The sequence below is a fragment of the Brevundimonas sp. C43 genome, assembly GCF_030732185.1.
GTDB lineage: Bacteria > Pseudomonadota > Alphaproteobacteria > Caulobacterales > Caulobacteraceae > Brevundimonas > Brevundimonas diminuta_C.
Map to the genome: position 1 here is coordinate 1,995,712 of NZ_CP132231.1, position 22,298 is coordinate 2,018,009.

Genomic DNA, 22,298 nt, shown 5'->3' on the forward strand with positions numbered 1-22,298 from the left:
GGAGGCTTGCTCGGATGGTGCACAGAAGCTCTGGTGAAACTGGATGACACCGCTCCCGGTGTTCTGGCCCGCGTGCTGACGGCGGCGCCCGCCCGACGAAAGGCGATCTTTGCCGCATTGGCCACGCAGGAAGAAAAGGTCGGCCTTTACGATTCCGGTGACGATCTGCTCCCGATGTCGTTCGCGGAGGTGATCCGCCATGGCCGTCCCGGCGACATCCTGCGCCGGGCGTTCCGCGAAGTCCCCGAGGGCCTGTCCGGTGTGCTCGCACAGATCGGCGAACGACCTCTGCCGCGTCCCAGAGATTATATCGCTCTTCACGACCTCCTCGGCGATGAGGATACGCGAGCAGCGGATGCGCTGCGCGGTTTAGGTCGGATTACCTGTCGGAAGCTTGATGTCCTCAACGCGCTCGATCCACGCTGGCGGCATGCCAACACGCTGGAGCGGATCGACAGCGGTGGCGAAGCCCTGATGTTCAATCAGGCCATCGGCTTCATCCAGTCGCTGAACTCGAAAGCGACCGATGAGGTGGTAGCAGGAGCTATCGCCGTGATGCGTCCGACCTCCACTCTGGCCCGGCTGTTGGACCGGTTCCTGCAACGTGCGGATCGACTGTCCTCGCACCCCATTGCCTCGGGCGACAACGAACTGCGGCCGCTTCTCACGATAAGGGACGTGCTGGACGCTGGCCGACGATATCGGAACTGCCTTCGTCACCGCCTAGCCGATGTGGCGGTTGGGCGCATGGCTCTGGCCGAATTCAGAGAGGAATGCCTCGTGGAATTTCGCCCTCTGACAGCCGGGGCGGGCTGGCTTCTTCGGGATGTCCACATTGAAAGGAATCGGCCGGTGCCGTTGAGCTTGTTCGCCGACGTCGAGGCGAAATGCGACGAGATGGGCATTCCCCGGATCAATGAGGCGGGAGGCGGCGATGGTCGGTCAAGCTACCGGCACTTCACGAAGGAACTGGAGTGGGGATAACAGGCTCCACGCCGTTTCTCTCACATGCCATTTCAACGCCGTGCGGCAGATCGTAGTCTGGCTATCAATTTACAGGATAGGCCGTGCCAAAATTCGCAGACATCATTGCCGGTCCTGACCTGTTGATGGGGGTAAAGGCAGTTTGGGGAGAGAGCCGCGCTCCGATCATGTGCTTTGGGTCGCGGGGCGACCCAGATGACAGTCCGAACAAGCACTTTCAGGCTGCGAAGTCTGTCGCAGATCGAGCGACGAGAACCCCATTTATGGTGACGCTGGGCGGCGGTCGCAAAGTGCCGGATCGTCTCGATGGAAGGGTAGTCGAAATTGCTCGCGCGACTGGCGTATGGGGCGAAACCAAAGCCTTCGTTGGCGGAACCAGCATCTACCCGGACTTGGAAGAGTGGCCTGTCGCAGTGGTCTTATCCGAGGTCTATCGGATCGAGGGTGAGCCACATCTCAATCGCGACCTCGGGTTTGCTGATCGCGACATCCTAACGAACGCATTCGACGGTGTGATCCGACGCGAAAAGCACATCGACGCGCTCTGGCGCGCGCTTGCGGACTACAACGTAGAACAGCGACGCGACCTGCTGGTCCTTTCCGGTTTCGTTGATCCCGGCAAAGTCGTCCGCGTCGGCAGTCTATATCCGAAGGTCGCTCCCGGCTCACTGGAAGGGAAGGAGATTTGGAAGAAGGTCAAACTACGCGAGCGCGATCCGCGCCTACGAGCAGCCGCAATAGCTGAAAACCGCAGTCTGAACGGCGGGCGGATCAAATGCGAGGCGTGCGATTTTGTCGATGAAGCGTCAGCAGTTTTTGATGCCCATCACCTGACCCCGCTTGCGGTGGGCCTACGAGAAACGAGGGTCGATGATTTGGCGGTCCTGTGTCCCATCTGTCACCGACTTGCCCATTTGCTGGCCCCTGATCGACTTAACCCGCTAACTCCGTCGGCCGTCCGTGACGCCCGCCTAAAGCGATCTATCCTCACCGCACATTGAGAACTAACCGCTGCGTGGTCGTTCATCCGATCTCCAAGAAAGTCGCGTCCAGCGCGCCTTGATGCGTGTCGAGCCAGCCCTTCGGCCGCTCGTAGTCAGGCATCAGCGTAGCCATGTGCGCCCAGAAATCTGGGCCGTGCGAGCGGACGGTCAGGTGCGCCAGTTCATGAGCCACGACGTATTCCAGCACGGCCTTCGGCGCGAACACGAGCGTCCAGTTGATCAGGATGGAGCCGGTCGGGCCACAGGCGCCCCAGCCGGTCTTCATGTCGGCGACACGGATCGCGCGCGGTTTCAAATCGAACCGGCGGCGATAGGCGGCGGCGATGTCCATGACGTCCCGACGCACGCGACGCTTCAGCCACAGCTTGATCTCGGTGGCGACGATGGCGTCCTGATCCGCGTCGCGGACCCATGATGGAAGATCGACCAGAAAGCCGTTGCAATAGTCGATCTCGATGTGCGCGCCGTCGTGACGGCGCACGGTCAGTCGGGCCATGCGACCACGATAGGGAATCTTTGAGCCGGTCATGAACCGGGGCACGACCGCGCGCTTCGACGTCTTCCTCTCAAGCTCCCGCAGCGTGTTAAACAGCCATTGCCGCTTGCGGTCGAGGAAGGCGTCAATCTCGGCCTGATCGTCAGTTGTCAGGGCCAACACCTCGACATGGCCGGGCGTGACCGTGATCCGCCGTTCAGATGCAGCAGCGGATCGCCGAAGCTCGTAGGCAACCTCGGTCTGGCCGATGCGGACAACGCCCATCAACGGCCCTCGGCGTAGGCGTGGACGGCATAGTCCTCGATCTCATCACGCACGGCGTTGGCGTCGTCCAGTCCGAGCGGTCGCAGCAGTTTGCGGACCTCGCGACGAAGCTCCTTTTTGTAGCCGTCCATGAAGAACCAAGACGGCTGGCTGGCCTGTGCTCCGGCGTAGAGATCGCCTACCTCGACGGCGACGCTCTGTAGCGCGGCGTGGTCTGTCTCCGACGCATGCGGCTCCATGATCCGCAGGATAGCGAAGGCGCGCTCGTCCATACCCAGTTCTTCATGGGCACCCGCTTCCGCGTCGATGCCGCCGGTCAGGTCTTCGAAGTCCTTGAGGCCCTCGGCGGCGGCGATCTGGCCTTCCTCAAAACGACGGATGATCTCCAGCACCCGTTCGGAGAAGCGGCCGTATTGAGCCGGGTTCTTATCGACCAGTTCGCGGGTCACGCGCTTCAGTTCGGCGGCCTTCCGCACGAACGCTTCGTAAAGCTCCTCCTCGGATTTCTCCTCGGTCTGGAAGTCGTCCTTAAAGTCGGGATCGGTGATGTTGCGGAGGCGGACGGTCGTGGTCAGGCCGGTTGCCCGAACGTGCTCTTCCAGCATGTCCCTGATCTTGCCGGAGTAGGTCAGGTGATCGAGGCTCTCGTCCTTGGTGATCGCCTGTTGGGCCAATCGCAGGAAGGTCGCGGCCCACTTCATGTCCTCGGTGAAGTCGAGGATCGCCGGATCGGGCGACAAGTCGCCATAGGTCCGCACGAAGTGGCGGCCCAGTCGCTGGAGTTCGAACCAGTCGTCCTCGCGGCCATCGGCCACGAGCTTCTCGATGGCGTAGGCGGCGGCCTTCTCCTCCATGCCATCGAGGCCCAGCAGCCGAAGCTGACGTTTGAACTCGGCGTGGGTCTTCCGCAGGTCGCGGCGCAGCAGGTCGAGGTCGCGTAGCGCGTTCTGAACATCATCGGCGCGATAGGAGGACAGGGCGTCGTCGAGGTGCTGGGTGACGCCGATGTAGTCCACGATCCGACCATGCGGCTTATCAACGGTCGAGCCGTCCGGTCGTTTGATTGAGCAGGTGCGGTTGGTCCGGGCGATGGCCTGAAGCAGCCCATGCTCGCGCAGCGGCTTGTCCAGATACATGACGTGCTCGTTCGGCGCGTCGAACCCAGTCAGCAGCTTGTCGCAGACGATCAGGAAGCTCGGCTCATCGCCGCTGCCCTTGAACGCCTTTTTGGCTGTCTTCTCTCCATCCGCGTCGAGGTAATGGGCAACCAGTTCTGCGCGGACGGCTTGGACTTCCGGGTCTTCGCTCGGTTTGTCGTCCTCTTGGCTCTTGGAGAAAACGCACGCGATCATCCGCTCGGCCTTCGCCGTCGCGTCCGCCTCGGCCATGCCGTCCTTCACCAGATCAGCGGCAATCACCCCGGCCAAGGCCAACCGGTAGAGCACGACCGACTCGCGGTCGATGGCGACGATCTGGGCTTTGAAGCCGTCTGGGCGACAGGTCTGTTTGAAGTGTTCCCAGATGTCGCGCGCGATTAGACGGATGCGCTCCGGGTGCTTGGCGATCAGGGCGAGGCTGACGCCCTTCTGCTTCAGCTTCTCGCGCTTCTCGTCGGACAGATCGACGAACCAGCGGTCGAACAGGATGTCGATCTCGGCCTCGTTGATCGACCACTCGGTCTTACGTCCCTCGTAGAGGATCGGAACGGTCGCGCCGTCGCGCACGGCATCGTCGATCCCGTATTTGTCGAGGTAGGTTTCGCCCGGCTCGCTGAAGCGGGCGTAGGTGTCCTTATCGGCCTTCTTGATCGGCGTGCCGGTGAAGCCGAAGTAGCGGGCGTCAGGCAGGGTCGCCTGAAGGAAGGCCCCGAGGTCTTTCTCCTGCGTGCGGTGGCACTCGTCCACCAGAACGATCCAATCCTCGGAGTTCGGGATCGGCTCCTTGGAGCCTTGGAACTTGAAGATGGTCGAGAGGAGGATTTGTCCCGATCCGCCGCGCGCAACGGCCTCGCGCAACGCCTTCACGTCGGCCGCCTGTTTCGGGTTCGGCAGACCACAGGCGACGAAGGTCTTCGAAATCTGGTCGTCCAAGTCGATGCGGTCGGTCAGGACGAGGATGTTGGGGTTCTGGAGCGTGGGCGCATCCAGCGTCAGATGGGTCTTCAGCTTCAGGGCGAGGAACACCATGGTCAGGCTCTTGCCCGAGCCTTGGGTGTGCCAGATCAGGCCCTTCTTCTTGGCCCCCTCGGCGACGCGGGTCACCGCCTTGTTGACCGCGCGGAACTGCTGATAGCGGCAGACCTTCTTGATCCGCCGCCCGGTGTCGGGGTCGCTCTCGAAGACGATGAAGTGGGCCAGCAGGTCCAGCAGCCGCGACGGCTCCAGCAGACACCACAGGTCTTTCGTCAGGTCGTCGGCGAACTCGTCGCGAGTGCGAGGCCACGGATCGGGCCAAGGCGCATAGAACTTCGCCGGGGCGCCAGTCGCTCCATACAGCGTCGCCATGCCGTCAGTGACGATGTTGAAGGCGTTGGGATAGAACAGGCGCGGGATGTCGCGCTCATACTGCTTGATCTGCTCGAACGCCTGACCGGAGCGATCCGCCGCCTTCAGCGGGCACTTGGCCTCGATCACGACCAGCGGAATGCCGTTCACGAACACCACCAGATCGGCGATGCGCGACCGCTGCGCTTCCGCCTTGAACTGGCGCACGACGTGGTAGCGGTTTCTGTCAGGCCGCTTGAAGTCGATCAGGGCGACCGGCCGATCCTTGGCTTCACCCTTCAGTCGCCGGGAGTAGGCGCCGCGTAGACGACGCTGCCATTCCTCGTTGTCCGACAGGGTGGACAGGTCGCTATAGATCGCCTCGGCGTCATCGGCGCCCAGTCCTTCGTTCAGAGCCTGAAGGGCCTCGATCAACACCGGCTTTAACAGGACGCGGTTCGCCTCCTGCCGCATCAGCATCGCCGCCTCATGGGGAAGCGCGACGTAGCCCATGGCCGTAAGGGCATCGAGCGCGGGTTTCTCGGCGAGGCGGTATTCGCTCATGCGGGCACCCTGACACGGCCGGAGAGGAGATCAGAACGAAGCGACTCTTTCAGCGCAACGACAGCGTCTTGAGCGCGGCGGGCGAGATCAACTTGACTCTCCAGATCGTCGAGGGTGTCCGCAACCATCTCCTGCTCTTGATATGCAGGCAGGACAAGTTGAGTGGGGAATAAGTCTTCCTTGTTGAAACCAGCTTGGGCAGATCGTCCACTGACGGCGGCGATCCGACGTTGGAAATAATCCGATTTCAGCCAGTGATAGGCATAGCGGCGGTGAACGCGATCAGTGCGAAACACAACCTTGGTCAAAGCGACGTTGTAGGCTCCAGCTTTGCCGGTAAGGATTCTGCCCACAGAAGCTCCATACCGAGCGATCAGGATATCGTCCTCTCTGCATCGGACGCTCGATGCGTTTTCGGCAATGTAGGCGGCTTTATCGTCGCGCTCGAAGTCTCTGATTTGAAGAAGGCGAACGAAGCCGGGATTCGGCTCATAGGCGAAGGTTGACTTGGGTGGTTGCGAACCGCCTTTAATGTCGAAAAGGTCACCAAAACTGCCGAAGGGATGAGGCCCCCCATACTCGGCCGGATCGATAAAATATGCTGACGATAGTCGCTGCCGAACACCGGTAGCCGTTTCCACGACCGCGCCTTGGCTGGCCGTAGCATCATCCAACGACCGCAGCACATCGGCGATCCGCTGCTGCTCGTCGAGCGGGGGGAGAACCGTCTCAAAAGAGAGGATAGATCGAGCATGTGTGCGGGGCATCTTGGTCCCGGCGGAATTAGCCACCGCGTGCTCGATCACGGGGTCTGACGAGAGGACCCTGAATGCGAAATCGGGACTGACATGTGGCTTGGCACGAAAAACTGAAATGTCCGTGGAGCACATACCGTCAAAATCGGGACGGGCTACCTTCCTCAAGTTGGGACGAAGCTTGCCAAACAGAATGTCTCCCGCAGCGAAGCGAGATTTCTGACTGGTTGCATCTCCCGCGCGGCCAATCGACACTACCGTCCCAGTGCCCTGCCCGATGTCCTCCAGCCCCAAGTAGCGCATCTCTGGATCAGCAAAATTTTGCGGATTGATCCGGGTCGTCACCTCGGCGACCAAATCCGAAACGCGGCCTGACCGCCACCCCTCCGGCACCTCACTCGGCATAGCCGAGCCTCTTCAGATGACCGAACATCACCGCTTCGGCCTCGTCTCGCTGGGCGATTAGGTCTTGCAGCTTGGTGACCTCGGCGGCGACATCGACGAACTCTGCGTCCGCACCGGTCTGGACGTAGCGGCTGATGTTCAAGTTGAAGCCGTTGGCCTCGATCTCATTAACCGGCACGACGCGTGCCAGCTTCTCGATGTTGTCGAAGCCATGGAAGGCGTCGGCCAGCGTTCGCACATTAGTGTCGGTCAGATGGTTCTGCGCCTTGCCCGGCGTGAAAGTGGCATCGCCGTTGACGACCAGCACCTTGCCCTTCCGCTCGGCGGGCTTGGTCTTGCGGACGATCAGAATCGCCGCCGGGATGCCCGCGCCATAGAACAGGTTGGGCGCCAGCCCGATCACCGCCTCGATGATGTCGGCCTTAAGCATGGCCTCGCGAATGCGGCCCTCGGCGCCGCCCCGGAACAGAACGCCGTGCGGCACCACCACGCCCAGCATCCCGTCGTCTTTCAGTGAGGCGACCATGTGCTGAACGAAGGCGAGGTCGCCATACCCTTTGGGCGGCACACCATACTCGTCGCGGCCGAACGGATCGCCGTTGGTCCAGACCTCGTGGCCCCAGACCTTCTGTGAGAATGGCGGATTGGCCATCACCCGGTCATAGGCGCCGATGCCCGGCGTGAACTCCTGTGCGCGCGGATCGTATCGCTTCGGATCGAGGATGGTGTCGCCCTTGGCGATGAAGGCGTCGTCGATGTCGTGGAGGAACAAGTTGATCTGGGCAATGGCCCAAGTGTCCAGTTCCTTCTCCTGCCCGTAGAGAGACAGGCTGCGCGGGTCTTGGCCTCTGTCCTTCAGGTGCTGGGCCGCCTCCAGCAGCATGCCACCCGAACCGCAGGTGGGATCATAGATCGACATCCCCGGCTGGGGGTCGAGGCATTCGACGATCAGCTTCACGACCTGCCGGGGCGTGTAGAACTCACCGCCCTTCTTGCCGGCGCCCTCGGCGAACTGCTCGATCAGATACATGTAGGCGTCGCCCAGCATGTCGGGCGGCACGTCGCTGTTCCGCAGCCGATGCTTCTCGAAGTGGGCGAGCAGCCTTTCCAGCCGCGCGTCGGGGAAGCGTTCCTGATTGGCGAAGTCCACATCGCCGAACACGCCGCGCAGACGTAGGTTGGCGTCTTCGATAGCGGCGAAGGCGTTGTTCAGATGCTGGCCGATCTGGGTGGCATGCTTCCTGACCGCGTTCCAGTGGTGCTGCGGCGGGACATGGAAGCGGTGCTCGTCAGGATCGGCGGCCTCCTCGCGGTCGCCGGTCTCGACCAGCAGCACTTCGAATTCCTCGTCCCAGACGTCGCAGAGGCGTCGATAAAACAGCAGGGCGAAGATGTAGTCCTTGAACTTCCCCGCATCGACGTGTCCGCGCAGGATGTCCGCCGCTTGCCAGAGATGCCGTTCGAGTTCCGATTGCGTAAGCGTAGCCACTGAAGCCCCCAGTGCGATGACCGCACGGGATCGTTGAATCGAGGTATGACGGCAGGGTCAAGGTTGGAAGCTGGAGGAAATGATGGTGGTGGATTGGACGAAGCTCTGGCCGTTGATCCTGACCTCTTCGGTCATCGCGGCATTCCTGACCTACGGCCTTGGCCTTTTCAAAGACTGGCTGAACCGAAACAGAGACGCTGACTTCGCCGCGCTCTACGTCGCCCTGACTTTGGAGGATTATGCCTCGCGGTGCGCCTCGGTCGCTGGCGACAATTGGAGTTCATCCGGCAGTGCGGGCAAGCAGTATGAGAATGTGCCCGAGATGGCTGACTTCGGCTCCAACGTCGAATGGAAAGCCTTGGGCATCAAGTTGACGTCGAAGGCCCTGTCGTTCCGTGTTCGTGTGGGCCACACGCGCGAAATGTTGTCGGACCTCGCCCAACATATCGCCGAGCAAATTAGCGAGGACGCACATGAGCACTGTGTGAAGCTCGGTCTTGAGGCCATCGCTATCGCCGAGGATTTCCGCAAGGACCGTAAGCTCGGTGCCGCTCATCCCGTGTCCCATTGGAGCGCGAAGACATGGCTTATGGAGAAGTCGGCGCAGATCGCAGAAGCCAAAGCCGAGCGAACCGCAAGAGAGGAGCCGGATTTGCTATCCGGCGAGGCAGAGGGATGATCCAGACCGCGAGATAAATAGTGGGTATGGATATCTACCGCTATTTTCACCTTAACGGTCTATGCGGCTCCAAGAGGGAGTTCAGCAGCAAATATTTGGGCCGAGCAGCTAATTATCTCTGCCTCCGTGGCGGTCGTGGACCTTCGGCTGACGCTCTCATTGAACTCTTCCAAAGTTTATGGCGCGAGGGCCGGTTCGCGCTGGCCATCCGGGTTGGATGGGCAGTGTTGTGGCTGACGCCAGAGGCGCGGCGATGACCCACTGTGTTATCATTTTCCCCGACGACGGCGACGCCACGCTGTCGGCCGTCCTTCACCAGACCAAGACTGGCGCGATCATTTCCAGTCCGATGGAGGACAGGCTCCTGATCTGCGCCACAGAAGCGGACGCCGTTTTCATTCGCTGCGGTTTGGACCTCCAGCCGGTTTCAGACACCTCCTTCATCCTCCCGGTCAGCGACCAAGCGAACGTGAGTGCTTGGCTCGCCACCAATGGACTTCTTCAACGCTGCGAGTGGCGGGCGTTGGAGCACTTCGAGTTCATGTCGCTCGCGGCCACTGACCGACTAATTGAGATTTTCATCGGTGTGACCGGTGACACCCCGAAGCTCTTGCCACTGAACCTCTGGCCAGACGTTTTCAGGTCAACCGTGCGGGCGGCTTAAGCCGCCAATGCGAACTGATCGGATAACCAGACTCTATATTCATCGCCCTGATGTTTCTGGCCCGCGAATGCCGCAACGAGACGCCGCTCGGCCATAGCGCAGTAGTTGGTGGACTGGTCGATGCCAACAAAGCGTCGTCCTTCCATCAACGCCGCCACTCCAGTCGATCCAGAGCCACAGAATGGATCAAGGACCGTTTTGGCTTTCGTTGCGGCAATGATCATGCGCGGCAGTTCGACCGGGAACGGGGCCGGATGAGGATTGTCGCGATCCGGCAGAAGCTTGATGACATCCTTCAGACCATGCTTGTCGCGGAACCTGAACTTCGGCTTGGCGAAGACATAGATCACCTCGTGCGACGGGGTGGCGAACGCCGAGTTGAAGTTCATGCCGGAGCCACGATCCCACACAATGATCTGCCGAAGCGGAAGACCGGGGTTCAGATCGTGGGGCGTCCGCAAAACGCCTTTCTGAACCCGGTTCTTATGCTGATAGAAAATGGCGCCGTCCTCGGGGATGAGGCGCCAGCACTCCCGCAGAAACTCCTTCTGCCATTCGACGTAATCGGCGTAAGGCATCGCGTCATTGTGGCCGTCGTAGCCATCGCGAAGCTTGGCGCGTCCCCACTTTCCATTCTTCGTCGGGAAACCGCCTTGTCCTTCACCGAGATTGTAGGGCGGGCTGGTCATGATGATGTCCACCGAACCGCTTTCGAGCTTCCGCATCTCATCGAGGCAATCGCCGTTGATGATCTCGGCGGACGTCAAGTGCGGTCGGATGCGATCCGGCGCGGCGTTCTCAAGCGGGTTTACCCGATCCGACTGGGACGCGGCGATGTCGGCCGGAGCCGTATCCAATAGGTCACCCTGAAGGTCGTTGCTCGGCACGGCGCAAAGAATGCGCGTGCGGCCTTTTTCAAACCAGTCGGCATCACGTTCGACGCCGATGAAGCTGCGACCCGTAGCCATCGCGGCGGCGCCAGTCGTCCCGCTGCCGTAGCAGTGGTCGAGCACGACATCTCCGGGGTTGGAGTAGGTGCGGATCAGATATTCCGCCAGAGCTTGAGGCTTCTGGGTGGGATGGCCGTGGTCACGCTCGCAGTCGAACTCCAGAACCGATTGGGGATAGTTCGCGGTGTCGTTCGTCCACTCGTCCTTGCTGTAGGTATCCCGATAGACGGCTCCCACTTTCCCGCGACGAGTGACCTTCGCGGCCTTCGGCGTCACACCCTGCGGATTGTAGGTCATTTTTCCACGAGGTCGCGCGAACACCAGCACCTCCTCATGGCTCACCAGATGACGCCGATTGGAGTGAAGGAACCCGACCGGGCGGTTCTTCTTCCAAATCAGTTGCTGTCTGAACCAAGTGCGGTTCGACAGGATCAGGTCGATGGAGAAGGGCTGGGCGGCATGGATCACGATCATACCGTTAGGTGCGAGGATGCGTTTATACTCGCTCCACATCTCGGCCACCGGGAGCGTTTGGTCCCACTCGCAGTTCGTCGTGCCATAAGGCGGATCGACGAGGATCAGGTTCACCGACTTCGGCAGGATCAGCTTCATCTTCTCGATGGCGTCCCCACTGTGGAGATCGGCGAAAAGCTCGACGCCGGTCTCGGTCTTGCCGACGACATGGCGATCAACCAGTCCCAGACGCTTCTCGATGATCGGCCAGTAGCTCGGCTCACGTTCGATGAGAACCGCAGAACGACCGTGTTCGATAGCCGCCGCACCCGTCGTCCCCGAGCCGCCGAACGGGTCGAGCACGACATCACCGAGGTTCGAGCAGGCCAGCACGATGCGCTCGATCATGGCTTGCGGGAACGGGCACGGATGCTCGGTGCGCTCCTTCGCCGTGCCGTGAACCTGCGTGAAGGCCCAGATGTCAGCAGGGTTGGCGCCCGCCGGATTGTTGCGCTTGTCAGCCGACGTCGAAGGACGGCGCACATCGTCGAGATTGAACGTGGGGGTGATCGTCTTCGGACGACCGCGCCCGCCCTTCAGCGCACCGGGCTTCACCAGATAAAGCCAGCGTTCCGAGCGAGTGGAGAAGCGTTGCGTAGTGTTCTGCTGGGCGCGGCGATCCCAGACGATCTCCTGAACGAGCGTCAAGCCGGTGCCCGCGATCAGTGGGAAGAGATAGTAGGTGATGGGCACGCGGCTGTTAGGACCAGCCTTATGCATGCCGACGTTGATCCACATTGACCCGCCGGGCTTCAGCACGCGCGCCGCCGCCGTGATCCACTGGCGCGAGAACTCGATGTAGTCCTCGACGCTCGCGAAGCTGTCACCGTAAGGCATGCCGATGTTCAGATAGGGCGGCGACGTCACGACCAGATCAACCGATCCAGCGACCATCGCGTCCATGGAAGCGATGCACTCACCCTTCACGAGTTGCGCGGTCGGCGCGACGGGCGGCGGCGTGGTGGTGGGCAAGTTATCGTTGGCGGCCGGAGCCTTCTGAACTTGTGCGACCTTCTGGCGGCGGATGACCATGTGCTTGTGATGTCCTCATCGGTTGGTGATGAGGGCGTTGTGATGTCTGGCGTCATTGCGGTCGAGGACGGGGAAATGATGTCCGAGGGCACCTTTTCACTTCGGCATCCGAGTTCTCATGTTGGCGTCAGAGTTCTCATTCCCGGCCACTCCGAAACCTGATTGAAAGCTTCGGGGTGCGAGGCTGGACGAATGTCCGAGGCCCCTAATTCCTACCGTTCGATCACCAAATCCGCGCTCGCTGCGCTCCTCGGTATTTCCGAGAACCAGCTTCGCACCCGCGCAGAAGCGGCCGCCGATCTTGGGGTCAGTCAAGGCACTCTCGCCAATCTGGCCATGCCGGATTCCGAGGGCATCGGCAGCGGCCCAGCCTACTACCGATCAACGACCAGCCCCACAGGCGGAACCGCGTGGTATCCAACATCGGAAGTCGAAGCCTTTGGGAGACATCGCGCTGCGCCGATCAAGCGCAGCTATGATCGCAAAACTGGTCAGCAGGATTGGACCAAGCTCCAAGACGACGTGGATCGGCTACCTGTCCACACCGTCGTCTCGATGATCGAGGAGTGGCGGGATAGCGAACTCTATCGACGCGCCCAAGCCATCCTCCATGACCCTAACCCGATGGCTGGCCGCGCGACCTACGAGGAAGAATGCCAGTTGTTCGGAGCAGCGCATAAAGGTGGTCGCGTCGAAGCGTTTGCTGCCATCGCCGGTTCAGACGATGCTGCCGCCCAGCGAAAGGCAATCTTCGAGAGTCTCGACGATCAGACGAATGCCGTAGCGGCACACCTTCTCGCGCTTGCGGCGTCGCGTGGCCTGTCTGTCTCATCCGCGCATCCATCCTTCTTCGTCCTGACGACGATGTTCGAAAGGGCGTGGGGCGAGGTTCTGGAGGCCGAAACACGCTGGCGGAACTTCGACTACACGGGAATGCCAAAGCACCGACCGAGCACGATTCTTGAGATCACGATATCCGCTGGACTGAAAACGTGATCGACCTGCTGATCCTCGTTGGAACATGACCTCCAACGGTGTCCGCCACCTTACCTTACTTATAACCGTCGAGAACTGGCGGCGGCCATATTAATCGACGTGGGAAGAGAGGGTTCTGGAAGGAGCGGAGCGACCACTTCGTCTTTCGGCCGAACTTTCCCCCATTAATGGCTTTGCTAATAGAGGTCTTATTAGGAGAGCCGATAAAGGGGGAAAGTCCTCCCTCCCTGTGCCCAAGGGTGCCGCCGCCAGATCGGTCGGGAAGATGGCGGCATAGTCGGAGCGAGGTCGGCTACGATCCTGACAGAGGCTTCAGCCTGATCGTGGGATCGTCGGCTGGAAGATCGCACGATAATCCCGCCACGACTGTTCTCGAAAACAGGGGTGGAAATCGCTGTGTTTCACGGCCCGCAAACCCAGTGTTGGCGTAGTCGATTTTTTGTGCCCGCTTCCATCTGTTTGAGGGATCAGCTTGTGCCCCTCGCAGAGCCATGTTCTGCTTCAGCCATGGGACGGCTCCTCGACAAGCTGAAGCGCGGCGCCCCCGCCTACGACGTAAAGGTCGAGCGGGACGGCTTCACGCTGATCGGCAAGCCTGACCACATCGACGAGTTCAGCAACATCGTGCGCGAGGCGGCAGAACAGGCGGGCGAGGAGTTCGTCGTCTTCACGACCAGCGATGGCCACCAAGGCTACAGCCAGATGTTCGTCATGCCCTTGGAAGACATCTCCTCGCCCGGCTAAAGGCGTCGCCCCTCCGATATCCGACGACGCCATGAACAACGACATCCGCATCCGCGCCTACCGCGCAGAAGACCTCGATGTGCTGATCGACCTGTTCGCCGGATCAGTTCGGAGGGTGGCCAGACGAGATTACAGCCCGACCCAGATCGACGCATGGGCGCCGGTCGCGGTGAACCGAGAGCAGTGGGCGACGCGCCTCGGCGGCCGACCGACCTTCGTGGCGGAAGTCGCCGGAGAAATCGCGGGCTTCAGCGATCTGGAGCCAGATGGCCACATCGACATGATGTTCGTCCATGCAGACCACCAAGGCCAAGGCGTCGCGCGTGCCCTGCTGGATCACATCCACGACCATGCGAACCGACACGGCATCGACCGGCTGTTCACCGAGGCCAGCATCACCGCCCGCCCGTTCTTCGAACGCAACGGCTTCGAGGTGATCGAGGCGCAGGACGTCGAACTCCGGGGCGAGACCTTCCGCAACTACCGCATGGGCAAGAGCCTCTGACGCCCGTGCGGTGATTACGGCCGCTATTCACCGCAAAATCTGCGGCGAATAGGTCGGGGCCGATCTGGTTGACGGCCTACCGATCCATGAGAGCCTGTTCTCCAATCACCGGATCGGAGAACACCCTGACCAAGCGTGTGGCGTTGTATTGCCGTGTGAGCACGGCGGACAAAAACCAGACCGTCGAGAACCAGCTTCGTGATCTGCGAGCCGTGGCCCAGAGGCAGGACTGGGAGATCGTGGCGACGTTCCTCGACGAGGGCATATCCGGCGCCAAGGGACGAGACAAACGACCGGGCTTCGACGCTTTGCTGAAAGGGGTCGCACGCAGAGAGTTCGATCTGATCGCTTGCTTCTCGGTCTGCCGGATCGGCCGATCCCTGCCTGACCTGATTCACTTCCTCGGCGACATCCAGACCAAGAACGTAGACCTCTACGTTCACACGCAGGGCCTCGACACCTCGACGCCTTCCGGCCGGATGATGTTCTCGATGCTTGGCGTTTTTGCCGAATTCGAAAGGGCCATTCACAGGGAGCGCGTGTTCTCGGGCCTCCGGCGGACGACGAAGAAGAGCGGTCGCAAGCCCATGCCCGACGACCGTGTGGAAGCGATCAGGAAATCGTTGCGAGACGGTCAGGGCATCCGCGCCACCGCCCGGCTGCATCGTGCGTCGCCCATGACCGTGACCGCCATCAAGCGGTCGATGGAGAGCGTCCCGGCTTAAGCCAAAGCCAGCTTCGCGTTCACCTGATCTTCCTCGCGGCTGAACTGGAAGCGCACCTCGACGCCCCCATTACCCAGCGGGTAGTGCGGCCAGTTCGACGGCTCGATGCCGATAGACATCACTACCGCCTTCGCCCGCTCGGCCAGAACCTGCTGGGCCAGCGCGTTCAGCGACAGCTTCCCGACATCGTAGCCCGCCTTGGCCAGCACCTCGGCGAGCCGCTGCTCCTCGGCGTCAACATCGGACGCAGAGACGACGTGATCCAGCTTCCACACGTTGACCTTCTCCCCGTCCGATCAGAGCCTCGGCGACTCTCTCATCGCCAGCCGCAGAGCCGCTCTCATGGACGACATCGACGATCAAGACGCTTCGGAACGCTCACCGGAAAGCGTGGCAGGAGCGTCCCCTGTCGCGTCCACCATTCCCTCCCAAGACATTGCAAGCGTTGAAGAAACCGCTCTCGGGCGGTCGAAAACGCCTGTTTGCTACAGCGGCTTGCTACAGCAGCAGTGTCTGGATCAGCCCGAAAACGGTTCTGAAACAACGACTTCAGATGATGCGGCTTGCTACAGCAACCTGCTACGAAAACCGTCCCAACGGCTCCCTCAACCGTGTTCACGGCCGCCCCATCGTCGGCGCCCAAATCCTCCCGGCCTGATCATCCGGGGAAGGGTCTTTCACGTTCGGGTGGCGGTGCCCCGGAAGGTTCAGCCGACATGCTTTAGAGCGTGATCACCAGACCAATCGTCGTGAAGATCAGTCCGACAACAGCAATGAGGAACAGGATCAGGTGGTTAGTTGTGATCCACCGGATAAGGGAGACAAAGCTTCCTCCTCGCATCTGCCACCAACTCGTGTTCGTCTTCAGCGCGCGGTCGTGCGCCCGTGACGCAAGGTTGGCGATAACATCGACCTTCCGCAGCGTGGACCTGTGTAGATCGACGTATCGACCGGCGTCGAAAGCCTCTGCCTCGCCCGCGCCGTTCAGCATATCCAACGCTTCGATTTTATTCTGCTGAAGCAGCGTCTCAAGCCTCGGATGGCCTGTGTATCCGACCCCGTAGATGTCGATAAACAGCCTCGCCAGATCGACCTTATAGCCATCGTCCACGACGTAAGGATCACCCCCCAGCACCCGGTAGCGATGCTCTATGGCAGCGAAGCCATAGTTGATGTCTCGCATGTTCCAATGGAGGAAAGTGATGGTCCTATAGCCGGAGATATGTTGGAAAAATTCGTCCAGCATCTGCCGTTCGAGGCCATCGTATTCCTCGGCGATCTGACCGGGCGGCACACGGCGTCTTTCCGCTACCTGATGGATCGAAAACGAGACCGTTTGGCCGGAATGTAGTTTGCGGGTCGCAATCGACGTGATGCGAGGCGAGAACCCATTCGGCCTGTCGTAGAAGCTCTCACACGAATAGTGGATGACCCAGACACCGACTGGATCAGCGAACAGTTTGTCCAGCGTCTTGCGGGCTTCCCGCTGCCTTCTGGCGTTTGGTGCTGTCAATTCCGCCCCCCCAAGGCATGCCCTATCGGGCATTCGGCCCGACCCTATGCGAACCTGTATAGGGAAACCCAGTTTTCTATGCATGTCGGGAAAACGTGCATAGACTTGCGGGCTTTCTATCCTCCACGAGGGCTGGGCAGTAGGTGCTCCAAGTCCAAGCTTTGATAGTCCAACCGACTTATGGCCTCGGCCAGTCGGGCGATCCCAAGGCCCTTACCGTAAGCATCTGAAACGCTCTCTCCGTCTCGACTGGAGGCCGCCCAACCGCCAAGAGCCAAGGCCGCTTCATGGTCCACCCCGGCGTTTCGAAGAGCGTCCCGGTAGCAATGTCGAAACGAATGGAAGCAGGTCTTGGGACGCGCTGCCCCGGCTTTTTCAAGGAACCGGGCAAACCATTTCGAGAAGCTGTCGGAGTAGTAGCCCGCCTTGGAGCGCGGCAGTTCATGGAAGAGCTTCTTACCGCCCGACCTTTCGGAAACGAAGGTCATAAAGCCCGCAGCGATCAGCATCGGATGAATGGGTATCAGGCGTTCGCTCGAAGCAGTTTTCAGTCTCTTGTCACCAGCGTTCTGCGTCGATCCGCCGGTGATCCAGAAACAATCAACTCCATCCACTCGGCGAACGTCAGCGACATCCAACTGGCAAATCTCGTTAAGCCGCATGCCGCTGTAGAGGGCTATTAGCGGAATCCAGAAACGCGCGCGTCGCGGGCGATTTGGTCCCGGCGTGGCAAAATGCCATTCGTCATCGACGCACCCTCTGTAGATCGGTGCTTCAAAAATTAATCGTAGCTGCTCTGACGAAAATGGAAGCCGCTTGTCCTTGTCCCGAATGGGGTCAATCACGTTCAGCCCGGTCGCTGGGTTCTTCCCAATCCATCCTTCGTTTGCGGCGAAAGTCAGCAGGGCGCGAAGTTTCGCCATGTAGCCATTAATCGAGCCGGGGGAGAGGGTCGTTTGTAGACCCTGCCTCTTCGCCATCTTGGCGGCTTGGACGGCACTCAAGGTCGGAAACCGCTTCACAGGATTCGAAGGTAGCCAGCGGAGCACCTCCAACAGTTCACGGCATGCCGAACGGTCTATGGACGTCAGAGAACGATTCTCTCCCCAGACGCTCGACGTGATCCAAAGAAGCCCATCGTAGATCATCTGGGTTTTGGGTGCTCGGACCTTCGATGGGTCGGCATGGAAATGGCGGAACAGATCGCCAAAGGTCATAACGGGGACCGGTGCTGCCTCGACCACGACTGGCTGTCGCGTGGCAATCTCGGTGGCAGGTGCATCAGCAGCCGATATTCCCCCCGCTGCCCAGAACGACCGCTCCAGATTAGCGATCACCACCTTGGATTTTCGGATGGCCTCGGATCGGTTGCCTGTTCCGAGAGATCGCCAGACCTCCGTTCGACCGACTGTCGGCTGAACCTTCCGGGGCACCGCCACCCGAACGTGAAAGACCCTTCCCCGGATGATCAGGCCGGGAGGATTTGGGCGCCGACGATGGGGCGGCCGTGAACACGGTTGAGGGAGCCGTTGGGACGGTTTTCGTAGCAGGTTGCTGTAGCAAGCCGCATCATCTGAAGTCGTTGTTTCAGAACCGTTTTCGGGCTGATCCAGACACTGCTGCTGTAGCAAGCCGCTGTAGCAAACAGGCGTTTTCGACCGCCCGAGAGCGGTTTCTTCAACGCTTGCAATGTCTTGGGAGGGAATGGTGGACGCGACAGGGATTGAACCTGTGACCCCCTCGATGTCAACGAGGTGCTCTCCCGCTGAGCTACGCATCCGCCGTAGGGCTCCGAAAAACGTCTTCGGAGCGGGAAGAGCGGTCGTATAGCGGCGAGGCCGGTCGGCATCAAGCCGATTTAACGGCAAGAATACGATTTCTCGCCAAACGCCGCTCGGCCCAATCGCAGCGAAGGTTCAGGCGGCGACCATCCGCTCGACCTCATTGACCAGGTCGCGCAGGTGGACGGGCTTGGACAACACCTTCGCGTCCGGCGTGGCCTGGGCGGCCGTCAGGGCCACGGCGGCGAAGCCGGTGATGAACATGATGCGCAGGCCGGGTTGGCGGGCGGCGGCGACGCGGGCGACCTCGATCCCGTCGGCGCCTGGCATGACGATGTCGGTCAGCAGGAGGTCGTAGGGACCGTGTTCCAGGGCGTCGATCGCGTCGTCGCCGTTCTCGCAGTCGATGACCTGGTGGCCTGCCCGCTCCAGCGCGCGCGTCAGAAATCCGCGCAACGAACCGTCGTCTTCGGCCAGGAGAATACGCGCCATTCGAGAAACACCCTTGAAACAGACCGCAAACCTAGAGCCCGAACGGTAAACCGCCGATGAAATTCGCCGATCAGCCGACTTCCTTCCACAGCGAAACGCGCTAAGCGGGAGCATGACCGACGGCGGCGACAGCTTTTCGATCACCGCCCCAGCGGCGGACGCGCCCGCGACGGCGCTGGTGTTCGCCTCGCCTCACTCCGGCGACCTCTATCCCGACGACATGGGTGCGGCGCCAGGCCTGTCGCGCGCCAGCCTGAAAAGCGCCGAGGACGCCCTGGTCGGGCGCTTGATCGCAGAGGGACCGCCCAGAGGAGCCGCGCTGATCGAAGGGCGGATCGGCCGGGCCTATGTCGATCTGAACCGTGATCCGTCCGAGCTGGACCCGGCCTTGATCGAGGATCTGGAGGGGCCGGTGGGGGCCAAGACGGCGGCGGGGTACGGCGTTATCCCCCGGTTGGCCGGCGACGGGACGCCGCTCTATGCGCGCCGGCTGACGCTGGCGGAGGCCACGCACCGCATCGCCAGGGTCCACGCGCCCTATCACCAGGCCCTGGGCGAACGGATGCAGGCGACGCGCGCGAGGCACGGACGAGCCGTGCTGATCGACTGGCATTCGATGCCAGCGCGCGCCGTCGGGGCCGAAGTCGTGCTGGGCGACCGTTACGGCTCGGCCTGCAGCGCGCGGCTCAGCCGACGGCTACGCGGCTTGTTCGAGGGGCTGGGCTGGCGCGTGGCGCAGAACCATCCCTACGCCGGCGGCTGGTCGACCCAGCGCTGGGGCCGTCCGGACGAGGGCTACGAGGCCATCCAGATCGAGCTGAGCCGCAAACTGTATCTGGACGAGACGACGCTGGCCCCCAACGCGACCTACGCCAAGACGCACAAGGCCCTGTCGCGCGTGATCGCCGCCCTGTGCGCGGACGCGTGGTCGGCCTGACTGATCGCTGATCAGATCAAAAAAAAGCCGCACCCGAGGGTGCGGCATAAAAGTCTATAGGGAGGAAACGCCCAGGAAGGGCAAGACGCCCGGAGGCGTCAGAGGTCAACTTAGGTTGCGATGCACAATGGGTCAAGACCCATGCGCGCCCGCTTGGTCACGCCTTGTTACGCAAATATGGCGGATCGCCTGACAAGACGGCGCTCTTTCGACCAAAGTCGGACGGGCGTTCGATTTCGCAACTGCGAAGGGATGGGTCAGTTGTCCAGCAGCCGCCGTGCGTTGCGAATGGCGCGGGCGGCGGGCGACGCTTCCTGACGATAGATCAACAGGCCGAACGAGGACGCCACGCCCAAGGCCAGCCACAGCGGCCCGAAAAGCCAGGCCGCCGCCGCCAGGGCGAAGTAATAGCCGCGCACACCCTGACTGAAGGAACTGAGCGCCGGGTTCAAAAGCTGGCCCGCCGCCTCGCTGAAGGCCTTGCGGTCGGTCTTGGTGTGGATCTCCGGCGCCGCGCCGATCAGCGCCAGGGCGTAGTTCATCTGACGCAGCGCCCAGATGAAATCCAGAAAGCCGCGCGCCAGGCAGATCAGCACCAGCGCCAGCTTGGCCTCCAGAATCTTCATCGGCACGTTTTCGGCGCCGACGGCGGCGAACCCCTGAAGCGCGCTCTCGCCGCCGAACAGGATGCCTGCGACCGCCGCGATCAGCAGCAGGTTGGTGGAGGCGAAGAAGGAGGCGGAGTTGATCGAATGACCCATCAGCTGGCTGTCGATCAACTTCATCTCGCGATGGGTCATGGATTGCATCCAGGCCGCGCGGACATGCTCCATGTCCTGGTTCAGCGAGCCGCCCCGTCGGCTGATGAACGCCAGGATGGGGCTGTATCCCAGCCAGCAGATGAAGAAGAGGGCCAGCGCCGCCCAATCGGTCCAGGTCATGATCCAGATGTCCGCGATGATGCGCCGCGACGCAAGCCCGCCGGAGGCGGCCTTCCCCACAGGTCGCCCTTGCCGTGACGGGCCGGGGAGCCTATCACCCTTCGCCTTTCAAAGTTTCGCAGTCGCAGCAAAGACCCGCCATGAACCTCGACGCCATTCCCGTCGGCCCGAACGCTCCCTGGGACATCAACGTCATCATCGAAATCCCGCAGGGCGGCCTGCCGGTGAAATACGAGATGGACAAGGAATCGGGCGCTCTGTTCGTCGACCGCTTCCTGCACACCGCCATGTACTATCCGGGCAACTACGGCTTCGTGCCGCACACCCTGTCGGACGACGGCGACCCCTGCGACGTGATCGTGCTGAACCCGACGCCGGTCGTTCCGGGCTGCGTGATCCGCTCGCGCCCCATCGGCGTGCTGAAGATGGTGGACGAGGCCGGCGGCGACGAGAAGATCCTGGCCGTGCCGGTCGACAAGCTGAACCCCTACTACACCGAGATCGCCAGCTATCGTCAGCTGCCCGCTATCCTGATCGAGCAGATCGAGCACTTCTTCACCCGCTACAAGGATCTGGAGAAGGGCAAGTCGGTCAAGGTCGAGGGCTGGGGCGACGCCGGCGAGGCCGCCGACCTGATCGCCAAGGGCATGCAGGCCCATCAGGACAAGCTGGCCAAGAACAAGGCCGCCAACGCCGCCTGATACGGGCGATAAGCGCTTGAAGCCTTAAGGCGTCCTCCGATCAGGGGACGCCTTTTTGCTGACCGTCAGGCTCGCCATTCGTGTCGCAGAAGGGCGTACTGACACGTGTTGACGTAGATCGGCTGGCCCGCGGCGTCGTTCACGAACGAGATAAACTCGCGGAACAGTCCTTCTCGCCGCATGCCCAGCCGTTCGCAAAGCCTCTGTGACGCCAGATTGTCGTCCTCAACATAGGCGTACAGGCGACGGGCCGCCTTGTCCTTGAAAAGATGGTCGACCAGGGCGCGAGCCGCTTCGGACGCATAGCCGGCGCCCCCATAGGCGCTGTTGAAGTTCCAGCCGATGGACCAGGTGTCCGGCGCCTCGAACATTGCGAAGACATCACCGATGACATGGCCGTCGGCCTTGGACTGGACGGCGATATATTCGCCCTCGGCTCCACGCTTGAGGACTTCCTTTTCGGCCGCCACCATGTCCTGAAGAGTCATCGCGGCGAAACAGGCGGCGCGCGGCTGATGAAGGTAGGCGAACAGGTCTGCGGCGTCGCCGGCCTCAAAGCGTCGAAGGGTCAGACGATCCGTTTGCAGGGGTGTCATCGTTGGCCTGGGGTGCAGCGTGCGCGTTTCTGACGATCGGCATGACGCCCTTTCGCCGATGACGATAGGATTTTGTGCGCGCTGC

Annotated in this window: 21 protein-coding genes and 1 tRNA gene; 10 read left to right on the top strand and 12 right to left on the bottom strand. The window is 61.5% G+C overall.

The genetic code is table 11. From position 1 onward, the window contains the following. Positions 1-33: 33 nt before the first annotated feature. Both Q9R14_RS10135 and Q9R14_RS10140 read left to right on the top strand, forming a co-directional pair. On the top strand, positions 34-984 hold the full coding sequence (locus Q9R14_RS10135) for a hypothetical protein (RefSeq protein ID WP_306002287.1): 951 nt from the start codon (positions 34-36) through the stop codon (positions 982-984). Positions 985-1,247: 263 nt separating this feature from the next. Continuing rightward, positions 1,248-1,985 carry an HNH endonuclease gene (locus tag Q9R14_RS10140; RefSeq protein WP_306002288.1) on the top strand — a complete coding sequence of 246 codons (738 nt, stop codon included), beginning with the start codon at positions 1,248-1,250 and terminating at the stop codon, positions 1,983-1,985. A gap of 22 nt (positions 1,986-2,007) precedes the next feature. On the opposite strand, the gene Q9R14_RS10145 is transcribed toward Q9R14_RS10140, so the two are convergent. The 4 genes from Q9R14_RS10145 to Q9R14_RS10160 are packed head-to-tail and all read right to left on the bottom strand — an operon-like array spanning position 2,008 to position 8,444. Then, complete coding sequence (locus Q9R14_RS10145; RefSeq protein ID WP_306002289.1) at positions 2,008-2,748, bottom strand: SprT family zinc-dependent metalloprotease; 741 nt, start codon at positions 2,746-2,748, stop codon at positions 2,008-2,010. After that, entirely contained in the window at positions 2,748-5,795 is a 3,048-nt protein-coding gene (locus tag Q9R14_RS10150; RefSeq protein ID WP_306002290.1) for a type I restriction endonuclease subunit R, read from the bottom strand. The genes Q9R14_RS10145 and Q9R14_RS10150 overlap by 1 nt, the downstream gene beginning before the upstream one ends. Next, the gene (locus Q9R14_RS10155; protein ID WP_371929715.1) at positions 5,792-6,955 is read right to left on the bottom strand and encodes a restriction endonuclease subunit S; all 1,164 of its coding nucleotides are present in this window, start codon (positions 6,953-6,955) and stop codon (positions 5,792-5,794) included. Before Q9R14_RS10155 ends, Q9R14_RS10150 begins: the two co-directional genes overlap by 4 nt. Further along, complete coding sequence (locus Q9R14_RS10160) at positions 6,945-8,444, bottom strand: class I SAM-dependent DNA methyltransferase (protein WP_306002292.1); 1,500 nt, start codon at positions 8,442-8,444, stop codon at positions 6,945-6,947. Before Q9R14_RS10160 ends, Q9R14_RS10155 begins: the two co-directional genes overlap by 11 nt. A gap of 82 nt (positions 8,445-8,526) precedes the next feature. Between Q9R14_RS10160 and Q9R14_RS10165 the strand changes: the two genes are divergently transcribed. Together Q9R14_RS10165 and Q9R14_RS10170 are read left to right on the top strand one after the other, a co-directional pair. Next, positions 8,527-9,123: a hypothetical protein gene (locus Q9R14_RS10165; protein ID WP_306002293.1), complete on the top strand. Its 597-nt coding sequence runs from the start codon at positions 8,527-8,529 to the stop codon at positions 9,121-9,123. A gap of 253 nt (positions 9,124-9,376) precedes the next feature. After that, positions 9,377-9,787, top strand: coding sequence for a hypothetical protein (locus Q9R14_RS10170; RefSeq protein WP_306002294.1), 411 nt, complete (start codon positions 9,377-9,379; stop codon positions 9,785-9,787). Here Q9R14_RS10170 and Q9R14_RS10175 read toward each other — a convergent pair. Beyond that, entirely contained in the window at positions 9,784-12,282 is a 2,499-nt protein-coding gene (locus Q9R14_RS10175; protein WP_306002295.1) for a site-specific DNA-methyltransferase, read from the bottom strand. The two genes, Q9R14_RS10170 and Q9R14_RS10175, sit on opposite strands and share 4 nt — an antisense overlap. A 192-nt stretch (positions 12,283-12,474) precedes the next feature. On the opposite strand from Q9R14_RS10175, the gene Q9R14_RS10180 reads away from it, so the two are divergent. The 4 genes from Q9R14_RS10180 (at position 12,475) to Q9R14_RS10195 (ending at position 15,252) form a co-directional block, all read left to right on the top strand. Further along, positions 12,475-13,278 (top strand): hypothetical protein, encoded by an 804-nt coding sequence (locus Q9R14_RS10180; RefSeq protein WP_306002296.1) that lies wholly within the window; start codon positions 12,475-12,477, stop codon positions 13,276-13,278. 507 nt (positions 13,279-13,785) lie between these two features. After that, positions 13,786-14,022 (top strand): hypothetical protein, encoded by a 237-nt coding sequence (locus Q9R14_RS10185; protein ID WP_306002279.1) that lies wholly within the window; start codon positions 13,786-13,788, stop codon positions 14,020-14,022. Positions 14,023-14,053: 31 nt separating this feature from the next. Next, positions 14,054-14,527 (top strand): GNAT family N-acetyltransferase, encoded by a 474-nt coding sequence (locus tag Q9R14_RS10190; RefSeq protein WP_306002278.1) that lies wholly within the window; start codon positions 14,054-14,056, stop codon positions 14,525-14,527. Between the two features lie 86 nt (positions 14,528-14,613). Further along, entirely contained in the window at positions 14,614-15,252 is a 639-nt protein-coding gene (locus Q9R14_RS10195) for a recombinase family protein (RefSeq protein WP_306004142.1), read from the top strand. Here the strand turns inward: Q9R14_RS10195 and Q9R14_RS10200 are convergent. The 5 genes from Q9R14_RS10200 to cpdR form a co-directional block, all read right to left on the bottom strand. Continuing rightward, the gene (locus Q9R14_RS10200) at positions 15,249-15,527 is read right to left on the bottom strand and encodes a hypothetical protein (RefSeq protein ID WP_306002276.1); all 279 of its coding nucleotides are present in this window, start codon (positions 15,525-15,527) and stop codon (positions 15,249-15,251) included. The genes Q9R14_RS10195 and Q9R14_RS10200 overlap by 4 nt on opposite strands. 446 nt (positions 15,528-15,973) lie before the next feature. Next, positions 15,974-16,765 (bottom strand): hypothetical protein, encoded by a 792-nt coding sequence (locus tag Q9R14_RS10205; RefSeq protein ID WP_306002297.1) that lies wholly within the window; start codon positions 16,763-16,765, stop codon positions 15,974-15,976. Between the two features lie 116 nt (positions 16,766-16,881). Further along, entirely contained in the window at positions 16,882-18,396 is a 1,515-nt protein-coding gene (locus Q9R14_RS10210) for a DUF6538 domain-containing protein (RefSeq protein ID WP_371929716.1), read from the bottom strand. Between the two features lie 74 nt (positions 18,397-18,470). After that, a tRNA-Val gene (locus tag Q9R14_RS10215) sits at positions 18,471-18,545 on the bottom strand. Positions 18,546-18,681: 136 nt separating this feature from the next. Next, positions 18,682-19,038 (bottom strand): cell cycle two-component system response regulator CpdR, encoded by a 357-nt coding sequence (cpdR, locus tag Q9R14_RS10220; RefSeq protein WP_017506825.1) that lies wholly within the window; start codon positions 19,036-19,038, stop codon positions 18,682-18,684. 112 nt (positions 19,039-19,150) lie between these two features. On the opposite strand from cpdR, the gene Q9R14_RS10225 reads away from it, so the two are divergent. Continuing rightward, on the top strand, positions 19,151-19,975 hold the full coding sequence (locus Q9R14_RS10225) for an N-formylglutamate amidohydrolase (RefSeq protein ID WP_306002299.1): 825 nt from the start codon (positions 19,151-19,153) through the stop codon (positions 19,973-19,975). A gap of 257 nt (positions 19,976-20,232) precedes the next feature. Here the strand turns inward: Q9R14_RS10225 and Q9R14_RS10230 are convergent, their stop codons facing one another. Next, positions 20,233-20,916 (bottom strand): DUF599 domain-containing protein, encoded by a 684-nt coding sequence (locus Q9R14_RS10230; RefSeq protein ID WP_055803258.1) that lies wholly within the window; start codon positions 20,914-20,916, stop codon positions 20,233-20,235. 140 nt (positions 20,917-21,056) lie between these two features. Between Q9R14_RS10230 and ppa the strand changes: the two genes are divergently transcribed. Further along, positions 21,057-21,617: an inorganic diphosphatase gene (ppa, locus tag Q9R14_RS10235; RefSeq protein WP_039246191.1), complete on the top strand. Its 561-nt coding sequence runs from the start codon at positions 21,057-21,059 to the stop codon at positions 21,615-21,617. A gap of 65 nt (positions 21,618-21,682) precedes the next feature. On the opposite strand, the gene Q9R14_RS10240 is transcribed toward ppa, so the two are convergent. Further along, positions 21,683-22,213: a GNAT family protein gene (locus tag Q9R14_RS10240; protein WP_306002300.1), complete on the bottom strand. Its 531-nt coding sequence runs from the start codon at positions 22,211-22,213 to the stop codon at positions 21,683-21,685. Between the last annotated feature and the right edge of the window lie 85 nt (positions 22,214-22,298).